Source organism: Bradyrhizobium sp. dw_411 (assembly GCF_018449695.1).
Taxonomy (GTDB): domain Bacteria; phylum Pseudomonadota; class Alphaproteobacteria; order Rhizobiales; family Xanthobacteraceae; genus Bradyrhizobium.
Map to the genome: position 1 here is coordinate 281,812 of NZ_JAAVUY010000007.1, position 12,233 is coordinate 294,044.

Annotated in this window: 14 protein-coding genes and 1 pseudogene; 7 read left to right on the plus strand and 8 right to left on the minus strand. The window is 60.7% G+C overall.

Annotated features, from left to right (window positions below):
• The first annotated feature begins 79 nt into the window (after positions 1 to 79).
• Together HB676_RS14665 and HB676_RS14670 are read left to right on the plus strand one after the other, a co-directional pair.
• A complete protein-coding gene (locus tag HB676_RS14665) occupies positions 80 to 1,027 on the plus strand; it encodes a Tim44 domain-containing protein (protein ID WP_213738521.1) in 948 nt (315 codons plus the stop codon).
• Positions 1,028 to 1,268: 241 nt separating this feature from the next.
• Positions 1,269 to 1,928 carry a lectin gene (locus HB676_RS14670; RefSeq protein WP_213738605.1) on the plus strand — a complete coding sequence of 220 codons (660 nt, stop codon included), beginning with the start codon at positions 1,269 to 1,271 and terminating at the stop codon, positions 1,926 to 1,928.
• Positions 1,929 to 2,004: 76 nt separating this feature from the next.
• Here the strand turns inward: HB676_RS14670 and HB676_RS14675 are convergent, their stop codons facing one another.
• On the minus strand, positions 2,005 to 2,232 hold the full coding sequence (locus HB676_RS14675; protein WP_213738522.1) for a hypothetical protein: 228 nt from the start codon (positions 2,230 to 2,232) through the stop codon (positions 2,005 to 2,007).
• A gap of 439 nt (positions 2,233 to 2,671) precedes the next feature.
• Here HB676_RS14675 and HB676_RS14680 point away from each other — a divergent pair, with 439 nt between their 5' ends.
• A complete protein-coding gene (locus HB676_RS14680; protein WP_213738523.1) occupies positions 2,672 to 3,379 on the plus strand; it encodes a glutathione S-transferase in 708 nt (235 codons plus the stop codon).
• Positions 3,380 to 3,534: 155 nt separating this feature from the next.
• Here the strand turns inward: HB676_RS14680 and HB676_RS14685 are convergent, their stop codons facing one another.
• The 3 genes from HB676_RS14685 to HB676_RS14695 all read right to left on the minus strand — a co-directional run bounded on the left by HB676_RS14685 (position 3,535) and on the right by HB676_RS14695 (position 4,803).
• Positions 3,535 to 3,894, minus strand: coding sequence for a GFA family protein (locus HB676_RS14685; protein ID WP_213738524.1), 360 nt, complete (start codon positions 3,892 to 3,894; stop codon positions 3,535 to 3,537).
• A gap of 82 nt (positions 3,895 to 3,976) precedes the next feature.
• Complete coding sequence (locus tag HB676_RS14690) at positions 3,977 to 4,150, minus strand: hypothetical protein (protein ID WP_213738525.1); 174 nt, start codon at positions 4,148 to 4,150, stop codon at positions 3,977 to 3,979.
• Between the two features lie 161 nt (positions 4,151 to 4,311).
• Complete coding sequence (locus tag HB676_RS14695) at positions 4,312 to 4,803, minus strand: hypothetical protein (RefSeq protein WP_249780244.1); 492 nt, start codon at positions 4,801 to 4,803, stop codon at positions 4,312 to 4,314.
• Between the two features lie 190 nt (positions 4,804 to 4,993).
• Here HB676_RS14695 and HB676_RS14700 point away from each other — a divergent pair, with 190 nt between their 5' ends.
• The gene (locus HB676_RS14700; RefSeq protein ID WP_213738526.1) at positions 4,994 to 5,857 is read left to right on the plus strand and encodes a hypothetical protein; all 864 of its coding nucleotides are present in this window, start codon (positions 4,994 to 4,996) and stop codon (positions 5,855 to 5,857) included.
• Positions 5,858 to 6,027: 170 nt separating this feature from the next.
• Positions 6,028 to 7,680 (plus strand): fumarate hydratase, encoded by a 1,653-nt coding sequence (locus HB676_RS14705; RefSeq protein ID WP_213738527.1) that lies wholly within the window; start codon positions 6,028 to 6,030, stop codon positions 7,678 to 7,680.
• A 179-nt stretch (positions 7,681 to 7,859) separates the two neighbouring features.
• Here HB676_RS14705 and HB676_RS14710 read toward each other — a convergent pair whose 3' ends face one another.
• Positions 7,860 to 8,039: a hypothetical protein gene (locus tag HB676_RS14710; protein ID WP_213738528.1), complete on the minus strand. Its 180-nt coding sequence runs from the start codon at positions 8,037 to 8,039 to the stop codon at positions 7,860 to 7,862.
• 71 nt (positions 8,040 to 8,110) lie between these two features.
• On the opposite strand from HB676_RS14710, the pseudogene HB676_RS14715 reads away from it, so the two are divergent.
• A pseudogene (locus HB676_RS14715) lies at positions 8,111 to 8,641 on the plus strand (phosphodiester glycosidase family protein); the annotation flags it as partial.
• 152 nt (positions 8,642 to 8,793) lie between these two features.
• Here HB676_RS14715 and HB676_RS14720 read toward each other — a convergent pair.
• The 3 genes from HB676_RS14720 to HB676_RS14730 all read right to left on the minus strand — a co-directional run bounded on the left by HB676_RS14720 (position 8,794) and on the right by HB676_RS14730 (position 11,291).
• Positions 8,794 to 9,090 (minus strand): hypothetical protein, encoded by a 297-nt coding sequence (locus HB676_RS14720; RefSeq protein ID WP_213738529.1) that lies wholly within the window; start codon positions 9,088 to 9,090, stop codon positions 8,794 to 8,796.
• Between the two features lie 123 nt (positions 9,091 to 9,213).
• Entirely contained in the window at positions 9,214 to 9,765 is a 552-nt protein-coding gene (locus HB676_RS14725) for a septation protein IspZ (RefSeq protein ID WP_213738530.1), read from the minus strand.
• Positions 9,766 to 9,887: 122 nt separating this feature from the next.
• Entirely contained in the window at positions 9,888 to 11,291 is a 1,404-nt protein-coding gene (locus HB676_RS14730; protein WP_213738531.1) for a carotenoid oxygenase family protein, read from the minus strand.
• Between the two features lie 176 nt (positions 11,292 to 11,467).
• Here HB676_RS14730 and HB676_RS14735 point away from each other — a divergent pair, with 176 nt between their 5' ends.
• A complete protein-coding gene (locus tag HB676_RS14735) occupies positions 11,468 to 12,127 on the plus strand; it encodes a TetR/AcrR family transcriptional regulator (RefSeq protein WP_249780245.1) in 660 nt (219 codons plus the stop codon).
• Positions 12,128 to 12,233: the final 106 nt, after the last annotated feature.

Sequence of the window (12,233 nt, forward strand, 5' to 3'; positions counted from 1 at the left end):
CCGATCATGGCTTCACTTTCAGTCGATACGGCCCATGTTAGGGGCGTTTCCCCCCGCACGGGGATTTGAGGAAATTGACATGAAACTAACGCAACGCGCCCGCGGCATCGTTCAGGCGATGGCCATCATCCTGTCGCTGGCGTTACCCGCGATGTTGGCCGTCTCATCATCGGCCGATGCCCGCATCGGCGGCGGCGTCAGCTCGGGTTCCCGGGGCTCGCGAACGTTTTCCGCGCCGCCGAGCACCTCGACCGCACCGAGCGCCGCGCAGCCATTCAACCGCACCATCACCCAGCCGGGTAGCCCGGGCCTGGGCGCACCTGCCGGCGGCGGCTTCTTCAACCGGCCCGGCATGGGCCTGTTCGGCGGTCTCGCCGCGGGCTTCCTTGGCGCCGGCCTGCTTGGCATGTTGTTCGGTGGCGGAATGTTCGGTGGATTAGGCGGATTGTCGTCGATCTTCGGCCTGATCCTGCAGATCGGCCTGATCGTCATCGTGGTTCGGCTGGCGATGTCGTGGTGGCAGCGCCGTCACGAGACCGCTTATGCCGGTGCCCCCGCGGGCGGAATGGGCGGACAATCAAACTTCCGCACCGGATCGGGTTTCGGCTTGGGATCGGGCAGTGCGCCGATCGAAATCGGCCCCAGCGACTATGAAGCCTTCGAGCGGTTGCTCGGCGAGCTTCAGACCGCGTGGTCGAACGAGGATATCGCCAAGCTGCATACGCTCGCGACCCCCGAAATGGTGTCGTATGTCACGCGGGATATCGCTGATCATAAGGCCCAGAACCTCATCAACACGGTCACCAACGTCAAGCTCTTGCAGGGCGATCTGGCCGAAGCCTGGCGCGAAGGCGACACCGATTTCGCCAGCGTGGCATTGCGGTACTCGCTGATCGACAAAACAGTCGATCGCGCCACCGGCCGGTTGGTGAAGGGCAGCGACCAGCCCACCGAGGTGACGGAAGTGTGGACCTTCCTGCGGGAGCGCGGCGCCGGCTGGGAACTGTCGGCGATCCAGCAGACCTGATCTTTTGCGATACGATGACGATACAAGGCGCTGCGGTTGGTTCCGCGGCGCCTTTTCGTTTTCGGGCACTTCATTGCGGCGTTGCGAAAGCGGAATAATGTCGGCCGGGCCGGGTTGATGTCAGACTTGGCCGGGCCGTCAATGAGGGCCGGAAAGCGAATTTGAAAAACTACTCGTAAAAACAACCTGCAAAAAACAACCTGCAAAAAATCTGGAGGAATCGATGTCTGCATTCACCAAGATGATCTCGCCTGTATGTTTTTGCCTCGCCGCCTGTTTGACCGCGGCACAGCCGGCGCAAGCGCAGTCGGCCGACACGACTTTCTTCATCACCAGTAACGGCATCGGCAACGGCGCCAATCTCGGCGGTCTGGCCGGAGCCGACAATTATTGCCAGACGCTGGCGCAAGCCGCGGGAGCCGGCACCAAAACCTGGCGCGCTTATCTCTCGACGCAAGCCGCCGACGGCAAGCCCGCGGTGAATGCGCGCGATCGCATCGGCAAGGGACCGTGGCAGAATTCAAAGGGCGTCGTGGTCGCCAAGGACGTCGCCGAACTCCACGCCGCCAACAATCTGACCAAGCAGACGGCGCTGAGCGAGAAGGGCGATGTCATCAACGGCCGCGGCGATACGCCGAACCGCCATGACGTGCTGACGGGATCGCAGGCCGACGGCACGGCTTTCGCCGCCGGCGAAGATCGCACCTGCAAGAACTGGACGAGCAGCACGCAGGGTTCTGCGATGCTCGGTCATTCCGATCGCATCGGGTTGCGCGACGACGATGCGTCGAAATCCTGGAACAGTTCGCATCCTTCGCGCGGGCCGGATGGCGGATGCTCGCAGGCCGATCTCAAGAGCACCGGCGGCGACGGTCTGCTGTATTGCTTCGCGGCGAACTGAGAATATTCGGCCTGTAACAGAGAAGGCCGCCTGCAACAGGCGGCCTTCGTTTATCGGCAATCCTGCATGGAGAGCCTTACCAGCAGGGCCGGCACCAGCAGCGATAGGGGCCACAGGCCCTGACATAGCCCGGTCCGCACCAGCGACCGTAACCCCGGCACGCGGTTTCCTTGATCGGCGAGAAGTTTCGCGCGGCGCCCGGGATCGCGGCGCCGGTGGATGTGGCGGCGTTGGCGGTCCAGCCGATCGAGTTCACCAAAAGAATGGCTGCGGTTGCCAATACGATAAATGCAAGTTTGCGCATAGGCTCTCCTATTCGGGTTGATATCACTTCCGGGTTAGCGTCCCGCGTTCGGGTCGGCGTCCCGCGTTGCCAGCCTATCATTTTCAGTTCGCGCCGGAATTTGGTTTTTCAAAACGACTCCTGAAAATTTTCCGTACCCGCTTTTGAACCGATCAGTCCGATCCGCAGACTCACGCGGTGGTTGTGGCCGTGAACGGGGCCGGTGATGGAAAGAGCGATGAGGCCGTTGGTCCTGGTGCAGTTGTTATTCTCTGTGGGATGATCGGCGCGGCAGTCGCTTGACGAAAGGCCGACCGGACTTGATCTTGTCGAAGACAAACGCGTGTGGCCATCCGTGACGAATCTCTGCAGGAATCCGAGGCGACGGCGAAGCATTGGTGCTACTCGAACCATTGTCTCCATCAATGGTTGGAAATGTAAAACAGGTGAAGGACGATCCATGCGCTATGAACTCTATTACTGGCCGAGCATTCAGGGCCGCGGCGAATATGTCCGCCTTGCGCTGGAAGAGGTCGGGGCCGATTACGCCGATGTCGCGCGGAGCGCGCGGGGCATGCCCGCAATGATGAAGATGATGGAGGCGGACAAGGGTACCCCGCCATTCGCCCCACCGTTTCTCAAAGCGGGCAAGCTCGTGATCGGACAGACCGCCAACATCCTGCTCTATCTGGGCGCGCGCCATGGTCTCGCGCCAAAGCCGGAAGCCGGGCGGTTATGGGTGCACCAACTCCAACTCACGGTGGCGGATTTGGTGCTGGAAGTTCACGACACCCATCATCCGCTCGGACCGTCGCTGTATTACGAGGATCAGAAGGCGCCTGCGAAAAAGCGCACCGACGAATTCTGGAACGAACGCGTGCCGAAATATCTGGGGTATTTCGAGCAGTTGCTGGAGAGCCATGGCGGTGCCTATGTCACGGGACGCCGGCTGACTTATGTGGATTTGTCGCTGTTCCAGATCGTGGAGGGGCTGCGCTACGCTTTTCCCAGGCGCATGAAAGCCTATGAGCGCGGCATTCCCGGGCTGGTCGATCTGCATGATCGCATCGCAGCGCGGCCGAATATCAAAGCCTATCTCGCCAGCCCCCGGCGCATCGCTTTCAACGAGGACGGCATCTTCCGCCACTACAAGGCGCTGGATTTGTGACTTTCTTCATTCCGGGGCGCGTGGCAGCCACAAGCGTCTTTGCGAGGAGCGAAGCGACGAAGCAATCCATTCTTTCTTTTCGTGATACGATGGATTGCTTCGCTTCGCTCGCAATGACGACGAAGATCACGCCGCGTTGTTGCGGGTCGGAAATTTTACCTGTTCCGCCCGTCGATCGGCGTCATCGCCAGTTTCGCCAGTTCAATACCGTCGATGCAACTGACGTTGAGCGCGATCACCTCGGTGCCGTCGGGCTTGCTGCCGCGCGCGAACACCGCGACGCCGCAGTCGTTGCAGATCTGGTGCTTGATCGCGTGCTTGTTGAAGAGATATTCCCGCAAATTGTCGTCGCCGGCGCGTAGCTGAAAACTCTTCGGCGGCAGGAATGTGAAATGCAGACCCTTCTTGGTGCAGATCGAACAGTTGCAGGCGGTCACCATTGCCATGTCGGTGGTGCATTCGAAGCGCACCATGCCGCAATGGCAGCCGCCGGTGTAGGTCTTGCTGTCGGGCATGACGGGCTCCGCAAATGGCTATTCATCAACAGAATAGCCATTTTCGGCAAACTTGCGGCGGGATTTTGCGAGCCCGCAGTCTTCAGGCGAGCTGGTTGACCCGCGTTCCCTGTCCGGGCGGCAGGGGAGCCTGAGCCTGCGGCTGGGCCGCGCTGACGTCGTTTGAATTGTCGTCGGGTTGCACGGCCGGCGGTTTGGACGCGCTGGGGTCGGGCAGGTTGACAGGTGTCGGCGCGGAAATGCTCGAAATGTTCATAGAGGGATTCCCTGAGGCTAATGCGTCCGACTGTGACGAGGCGGGAGCGAAAGCTTTATGAATCCAGACTGTAAATCACGATATATCCAGGCCAATCCCGTCACGTGGTGACGGGCCGCTCAATGCGTCAGCTAAAATTGTAGCGATTGCGCCTGATGTCGTTACTGATCCGGGCTGCGCGAAATGGCGATCGATGCGTCGGTCTTTGTGCGCTGGCAATTCATGTCGAGGCGGCGGTAACGTATCGAGACATCGTCGCCGCGGAAAAGGCCCATTCGCGACAGGCAGCGTGAAACGCCTTTTACCATTTCGTCCTTTGGCAGCGTGAAGATGATGGCGGCGGCGCCGGCGGCGAGGTCGATGAATTCCGGCTTCGGCTTGCGGCTGGTGCTCTTGGCGTACAATTCGTTGGAGAATTTGCGGCTGGTACAGCCAAGCGACATCTCCCTGGTCTGCGGATGCGACAGATAGATGACTTTGGCGGCGGTGATGCCGACCTTGAGACCGTCGATCTGGCTGGCGAGCTGCGCCGCAAGATCGTCACAACGGTCGGCGCGCGCCGGCGAGGCGCCGGATACGGTAAGTGCGATTGCGGCAAGTAGCGCCAATGCGACGCAAGTGATTGGTCGGCGAAATTCCGGTATCAATGTCATCGTGAATGCCCCTTTGCGCCATTGAAGCGTCTGCGAAGGATTGGCGCAAGAGTGGGAGGTCGGCGATCCCAAGCGAAAAATACCGCGCACGGAAACTTCACCGGCGCCGCCAATTCAACCCATCCTAAGATTGATGAATTTTAATATTCAATTATAAAGAGATTTCTGAAGCCATACCATGGAGGCAGACATGGATCCTAGAAACGGGGCGTATTGGTTTTATGACCGCAATGCCACACCCGACTTCAAGCAGCTTGTCGAGAAATCTCTGGCGCTGTTCGGCGTGTTCACCGGTGTGACGCTATCCTTCTACATCAAGGATTTTTTGTTCGGCGACAATATTCCAGTTGGCTTCCTGGACTTTTCCATATTTGCCCGGGTCTTGATCTCGGCTTCCGTCATCGCGCTGTTGCTGCGTTATATCGTTGGCAGCGCCGTTCATCTCAATGCGACCTATGTGGCCAAGGTCACCACGAAAATCGAAAACGGGGTTCTTGTTGAAACCAAGGAGCCGAAGTCCAGGTCAATGTGGTGGCTGTTCGTCGACATCTCGTTCCTGGTCGCTTTTGGTCTGCTGGCGGTGGTCATCATCTACTCGTCTGACCTGGACAAGTTTCTTTGGAATTCGTCTGTTTTCATCGGGGTTGGACTGGTCTGGAGCCTGATCGCTCTCATCGGGCGGCCCGGAGATCGGGCGGTCGCCGCACGCTGGACGGTGATCGACGGGTGTCAACTCGCTGTGACGGCGAGCCTGTACTACTACGCCGTAAACTGGAGTGACTTTGACAAGACGCGAGTGCTCACCTTCATCTACGGTGTCTGCCTTTTCATCGATTTCTGGGTGGTCTCTCGTCCGCCGCCAACGCTGTGGGTGACGCGGCTCCCAAATGCAGCGGCACAGCGTGCGGCTCTAGCGGCGAGGATTGCAGCTCTTCAGACGGAGCTTGCGGCTCTCCAAGCACAGCTTGCGGCTCTGGCGCCGCCGCCCGCGGCGCCCCCGGCTCCAGAAGTCGTGGCTGAGCCCCCGGCGGCGGCTACAGGTGCCGCGATCTAGTTTCGTTGCGGACGATAAGACGAGAAGACATTTCGACAGCGCGGAGGCCGCCCTGTGCGGGGCTGCCGCGACCGCGGAACCTTACCTTTTGTCCCAAAAGTGCTTAGAACGGTGGTATCGCCGATGCGTCCCAAAGCCGACGCTTCCGGCCCCCAACCTGCGAGCCCGCCATGAACGCCCCCACTGCTTTTCCCGATCCCAAGCCCGTCCCGCCCTACAAGCACACGCCGCTGTTTCCGCTCGGTGCCGACACCACGCCGTACAAGAAGATCACCAGCGAGGGCGTGCGGGTCGAGAAGGTGCTGGGCAAGGACATGCTGGTGGTATCGCGCGAGGCGCTGCGGGCGCTGTCCGAAGCCGCGTTCGGTGATATCAACCATTATCTGCGGCCGGGGCATCTGAAGCAGCTTCGCAGCATCCTCGATGACAAGGAAGCCAGCGACAACGACAAGTTCGTCGCTTTTGACTTCCTCAAGAACGCCAATATCGCCGCTGGCGGCGTGCTGCCGATGTGCCAGGACACCGGCACCGCGATCATCATGGGCAAAAAAGGCTTTCGCGTCATCACCGATGGCGATGACGAGGCCGCCTTGAGCGAGGGCGCGCGCGATGCGTATTTGCGCCGTAACCTGCGCTATTCGCAGGTGGCGCCGCTGTCGATGTATGAGGAGAAAAACACCGCCAACAACATGCCGGCGCAGTGCGAGATCTATGCCGAAGGCGATGACGCCTACAAGTTCATGTTCATGGCCAAGGGCGGCGGGTCCGCCAACAAGAGTTTCCTCTTTCAGGCCACGCCTTCGGTGCTGACCAAAGAGCGGCTGCTGGCGTTTCTGAAGGAAAAGGTGCTGACCCTGGGTACCGCGGCATGCCCGCCGTACCATCTGGCGATCGTGATCGGCGGTACTTCCGCTGAACTCTGCATGAAGACGGTAAAACTCGCCTCCGCGCGTTATCTCGATGCGCTGCCGACTCATGGGTCGGCCGACGGCAATGCGTTCCGCGATCTCGAGATGGAGCAGGAAATCCTCAAGATGACGCAGTCGCTCGGCGTCGGCGCGCAGTTCGGCGGCAAGTATTTCTGCCACGACGTTCGCGTGATCCGGCTGCCGCGCCACGGTGCTTCCTTGCCGATCGGTCTCGGCGTGTCCTGTTCGGCGGACCGTCAGGTGCTGGGCAAGATCACCAAGGACGGCGTCTATCTCGAAGAGCTCGAGCATAATCCCGCGCAATATCTGCCCGCGGTGGAGCAGGCGCTCGGCGGCGATGTCGTGAAAATCGATCTCAATCAGCCGATGAAAGAGATTTTGGCCACGTTGGCGAAGAACCCGATCAAGACGCGGCTGTCGCTGACCGGCACCATGATCGTGGCGCGCGACTCGGCGCACGCAAAATTGCGCGAGCGGCTGGAAAAGGGCGAACCGCTGCCGGATTATTTCAAGAACCATCCGATCTATTACGCGGGTCCGGCCAAGACGCCGGACGGCTACGCTTCCGGCGCGTTCGGCCCGACCACCGCCGGCCGGATGGATTCCTTTGTCGACCAGTTCCAGGCGGCGGGCGGATCGATGGTGATGGTCGCCAAGGGCAATCGTGCCGTCGCGGTACGCGAGGCCTGCAAGAAGCACGGCGGATTCTATCTGGGCTCGATCGGCGGCGCGGCGGCCAATCTCGCCGAACACTGCATCAAGAAGGTCGAGGTGGTGGAATATCCCGAACTCGGCATGGAAGCGATCTGGCGCATCGAGGTCGTGGATTTCCCGGCCTTCATCATCATCGACGACAAGGGCAACGATTTTTTCAAGGAATTGAATCTGGGGTGAGGGGGATGCCGCGCCGGACAGTCTTGCTCATTCTGATAATGGTTGCAGCGGTCGCTGCCTGTGTCGGTTTCGTGGTTCTCCATCCCTATCTGCGTAACGTTGTCGCCCGGCGCGGCATGTCGATTTGGGTTGCAGTCGAGCCGCACGACTCGCGTCTCTCTCCATCAATGCAGGTCGCGTTACGTGATCACATTCCAGAGGCCATCGCGGGCGAATTCCAATGGGCTCAGCGCGCGGATGGCCTTGAGACGGCCGAAATGCCCGTCCTTGCTGACGGACATGAAGTGGATCGCGTTCTGCTCGTGCGTGTCGATCCCGGAAAATACCGGTTCGAGATCCGGAATGCGCCAGCCGGTCATTCCAACGCTTCCGCGTGGATGAGTGAGTTGCATGCGGTCGTCGTGACGAACGGCAGCTATTTCACGCGCAGCAACACCCACAGACGCCCCTGCTGAGCGACGGTGTTGAACTCGGTCCGGCTGATTATCGGGCTGCACACGGAGCATTCATCGTGTCCGAGCATTTCGTGGGTGTTCGTGACTTGCAGCAGCAGGATTGGCGCGATCTGTTCCGGACGGCGAGGTTCGGGATGGTATCATACCCGTTGCTGGTTGGGTCCGGCGCCTCGCGCGTTACAGCGGATCGCCGTTGGCTCGCGAACCGAACTTTCATCGGCAACGATTCCGGGGGCCGCATCATCCTCGGCACCACCAAGGAAGCTTTTTTCTCGCTGGATCGACTGGCATTGTTTCTCGGTACCGCGCCACTTGATTTGACACTGGCGCTGAATCTCGATGGTGGTTCAGTTGCGTGTCAGTCCGTATCAGTCGCGGGTTTTACGCGCGACTTTTGCGGCGATTGGGAAACCAAATACGAGCAGGGACAAATACAACTGCTGCAGCGACTCATCGCATTGCCGCGCCGCGGATTGCCGATCATCGTGGCGGTACTCCCGAGATAGCCGGCGAGGTCGTGGACTTTCCGGCCATCATCCATCATCATCGACGACAAGGGCAATGACTTCTTCAAGGAATTGAATCTGGGGTGAGGGGGGACTCGTCGTCCCGGCGTTCGCCGGGACGACCCGTTGAGAGAGCTATGCCCGCGAGAGAACTACGCCCGCGTTCCCTTGAACGGAAAACTGCCCATCGGGCCGATGCCCATTTCGCCGGAGATGCTGTCGCCGGAAACCTTGCCGGTGAAGTCGAGCGTCAGCGGCATCGGGCTGGTGATGGAAACCTTCCACGAGACGTCGTCGCCATTGGCCTTGCCGTCGAAGATCTCGACGGTATTGCCTTCGGCAGCTTGCGTGCCCGTCAGCGTGCCGCCGGCATTCTTCAGGCTCAGCGTCGTGTCGCGGTCGCCCATCGGGGTGCTCATGACGATATTCCAGTTCCCGTCCACGGCCATTGGCATCTCCTCGCATTATCAGCCGCAAAACCGGAATGGTTCTGGGATCGGGCTTTAACCCTCCGCGGCGGTATAGCGCATCTTCGCGCCAAGCCCAATGGAGCGCCGTGGAGCCTTTTAATTTCAGGCACGGGCGGCGCGAAGCCTGCTGGTGACGAGAAGGCGAAACGCGACATATTGCACGGCGAAGGCCGCGACCTTGGCGCCGATCGCGACCACCGACACATAGATTGCCCACAGCTTCATGTCGCCGGTCGCCGCCACCGCGATGGTGCCGGCGCCAAGCGCGATCATCAGTGCGGCCCAGGCATAGCCGGCGAAGGTGACGTATTCCGGAATGGTCTGCGCCACGATCGGCGGCACGTAGCGCAGCATCCAGCCACGCTTGAGCATGATCGCGCCGATCGCGAAATGCGCGATCGAAGGTTTGGCCAGCACGAAGCGCGGATCGTCCGTCAATAGCGTCGCACTGCCGAGCACGATCACCAGCGCCAGGCTGGCATAGGTCATGAAGCCGAGCTGCAAGCCCTTGATGCGGGCATGGATTAACTGAACCACCGCACCCGCGATCGCAACGACGGTCGCCAGCACGACATTGCCCGTGATCAAGTACAGCGCAATGAACACGATGGTGGAAAGGAAGTCTGTTCCAAGTTTGACGAAGACGTCTTTCATGGTGGGGGTTCCCTCGGAATAACTTCTGTCATTCCGGGGCGATGCAAAGCATCGAACCCGGAATCTCGAGATTCCGGGTCTGGTGCTGTCGGACCATCCCGGAATGACGGAATCTGTTTCGTTTACGCCGCCCCCACCCAATTGCCATGAAACCCGTCGGGCACCCGATGCGCCAATTGCACCAGCGCGACGGGGCCGGCCTCGATATCCCCGGCATTGAACACCGCCAGATCGCTGCGGTTTTCGCGGCCGCGGTAAACCGTAGCGAGCAGCCAGCCATCGCCCTCGGCCGCGTCGTCGCTCCGTGCCACGAACACCGGCTCGGAGATGCCATCGCCGGCCGGCAATTGATAATGCCCCAATCGCGATCCCGTGCCGTTGACATGCATGACCCCGGAAAAGGCGTTGAACATCGGCAAATCGGGATTGGCGCAGGCGTACCAGCCATGGTTGCTGGAGAGTCCGGCGCGGCGATCGTCGATGCGCGGGAATTCACCCTTGATGTCGTCGAGATAGGTTTGCGTGAAGCGATCGGTATTCCCCGCGAGATCGAAGATCCAGCGGCACAGCCGCGCGCGGGACTTGATAGGGTCGGTTGGAGAGCCGTCGGGATGGGTGAACAGCGGCGCCTCTTCACACTGCATGACGTCGGCGATGATGCGGTCGCCGTCCTCCCAGGCGTTCATGATATGGAAGACGTAGCAATTCTCGGCGCGAAACCAGACGCTGTCGCCAGCGCTTCCATTGCGCTTCATCACGCCGACATAGGCGCCTTTTTCGGGCTCCCAGGCATAAGGCGGGCGGCCGCTCATCGCGCGCGTCATGCTGCCGGTCAGTGGCAATATCGGAAACAGCAGATGATTTTCGGTGGCGACGAAGTCATGCACCATGCTGGTATAGGGCGCCTCAAAACGATCGAACCGCGTCACCACGCCGGAGGCATCGACCGATCCGAACGAGAGCGCCGGGGTGAACGGTCCGGCGGCATTGTAGCCGAAGAACATCATCTCGCCGGTGACGGGATCGATCTTCGGATGGGCGGTGAAGGGGCCTTTGATGCCGCCGCCATAATTGCAGGAACCCAGCGTCGCCAGCGTACCGGGCTCGATCTCCATCGGCAGATGGGCTTCTTCCAGTGCGAGCAGGCGTCCGCCGTGAAAGATGATGTTGGTATTGGCGACGCCGCCATCCGGAATAGCCGTGGCCGGCGCGTCCGGCAGTTTGCGGCCGAAGCCGCCGAACAGCGCGCGGCCGGTATCATGCTCGGCCTGCCATTTCGGGGTGCGGACCCAGCGGTTGCGATAGCTGGCGCGGCCGTTCTCGAGATGGAAGGCGTGCAGCATGCCGTCGCCGACGAACCAGTGCGCGCCGGGGGCGTCGAATTGCGGATTGGGACCGTTGCGATAGAGCGTGCCGTTGAGTTCGCGCGGCAGTTCGCCTTTCACTTTCAGAAACGGCGCGTCGCATTCCATCGGAATGGGACCCTGATTGGAGAAGGCGGTGTCGGGCGCTGTCTGCTGTTGCATCGGTGGCTCCCTCCTTATCTTTACATCGTAAAGATCAGATATCGCGGCTGGCTTCGAGCGTCAAGCGAAATCTTTACAGTGTAAAAATAGGAACTTATAAGGCCGCGATGGTGAAAAAATCCGACTCGGCCCTAACGCGCGTCCGGCTCACCGCGAAGGCGGCTTCCTCCGCACGAATGTCACGTCAACCGGCCGCACCCCGGTCCAACGGCAGCTCCAGGGATGCGCCCTATCATCACGGTTCGCTGCGCGACGCCTTGCTGGAAGCTGCCGAGCGGGTGCTTGAACGCGAAGGACTGTCGGGACTGACGTTGCGCGCAGTGGCACGCGAGGCCGGCGTATCGCATGCCGCGCCGACCCATCACTTTGGAGACCTCGCAGGTCTTCTCAGCGAACTCGCCGCCATCGGGTTCCGGCAATTCAACGCCGCAATGGCCAAGGCCGGTGCCGCCGTCGATGGTTCTCCGGAGACGAGTTTGGCGCGGGCCAAGGCCTATGTCGGGTATGCGCAGGCCCATCCCGGCCTGTACGGGCTGATGTTTCGTACCGAGCGTCTCGACATGAAGCGGCCCGCGCTGGATCAGGCCGCCAGCGCCTCGTTCAGGGAATTGGTTGGCGCGGTCGGCGCCAGCCGTCACGAGCCAATTTCCGAACAGGCGATGTCGCTCGATCAGGCCGCTGCGATCGCACGCGCCTGGTGCCTGGTTCATGGTTTCACGATGCTGCTGCTCGATGGCCGGTTGTACAACATTCTCAAGCGATTGCCTCAGGGGGCGGATGCCGAAACCCTGCTCGATGCGATGTTGCGCGCACCCGTCGGCCGTCCGGGGGGATAACGCGTTATCTGGGGAAGGTTTCGACAGGACGCGCGAAACACCTGACATTTGCGCGGAATCGATCTAGAACCATAGCTTCGCTATCCCATCTCACTCGCGCGTCAGT

What these genes read in the sequence shown, in the direction of transcription:
- HB676_RS14665 (WP_213738521.1), top strand. Translation starts at nt 80, where the DNA reads ATGAAACTAACGCAACGCGCCCGCGGCATCGTTCAGGCGATGGCCATC.
- HB676_RS14670 (WP_213738605.1), top strand. Translation starts at nt 1,269, where the DNA reads ATGATCTCGCCTGTATGTTTTTGCCTCGCCGCCTGTTTGACCGCGGCA.
- HB676_RS14675 (WP_213738522.1), bottom strand. Translation starts at nt 2,232, where the DNA reads ATGCGCAAACTTGCATTTATCGTATTGGCAACCGCAGCCATTCTTTTG.
- HB676_RS14680 (WP_213738523.1), top strand. Translation starts at nt 2,672, where the DNA reads ATGCGCTATGAACTCTATTACTGGCCGAGCATTCAGGGCCGCGGCGAA.
- HB676_RS14685 (WP_213738524.1), bottom strand. Translation starts at nt 3,894, where the DNA reads ATGCCCGACAGCAAGACCTACACCGGCGGCTGCCATTGCGGCATGGTG.
- HB676_RS14690 (WP_213738525.1), bottom strand. Translation starts at nt 4,150, where the DNA reads ATGAACATTTCGAGCATTTCCGCGCCGACACCTGTCAACCTGCCCGAC.
- HB676_RS14695 (WP_249780244.1), bottom strand. Translation starts at nt 4,803, where the DNA reads ATGACATTGATACCGGAATTTCGCCGACCAATCACTTGCGTCGCATTG.
- HB676_RS14700 (WP_213738526.1), top strand. Translation starts at nt 4,994, where the DNA reads ATGGATCCTAGAAACGGGGCGTATTGGTTTTATGACCGCAATGCCACA.
- HB676_RS14705 (WP_213738527.1), top strand. Translation starts at nt 6,028, where the DNA reads ATGAACGCCCCCACTGCTTTTCCCGATCCCAAGCCCGTCCCGCCCTAC.
- HB676_RS14710 (WP_213738528.1), bottom strand. Translation starts at nt 8,039, where the DNA reads ATGACCGGCTGGCGCATTCCGGATCTCGAACCGGTATTTTCCGGGATC.
- HB676_RS14720 (WP_213738529.1), bottom strand. Translation starts at nt 9,090, where the DNA reads ATGGCCGTGGACGGGAACTGGAATATCGTCATGAGCACCCCGATGGGC.
- HB676_RS14725 (WP_213738530.1), bottom strand. Translation starts at nt 9,765, where the DNA reads ATGAAAGACGTCTTCGTCAAACTTGGAACAGACTTCCTTTCCACCATC.
- HB676_RS14730 (WP_213738531.1), bottom strand. Translation starts at nt 11,291, where the DNA reads ATGCAACAGCAGACAGCGCCCGACACCGCCTTCTCCAATCAGGGTCCC.
- HB676_RS14735 (WP_249780245.1), top strand. Translation starts at nt 11,468, where the DNA reads ATGTCACGTCAACCGGCCGCACCCCGGTCCAACGGCAGCTCCAGGGAT.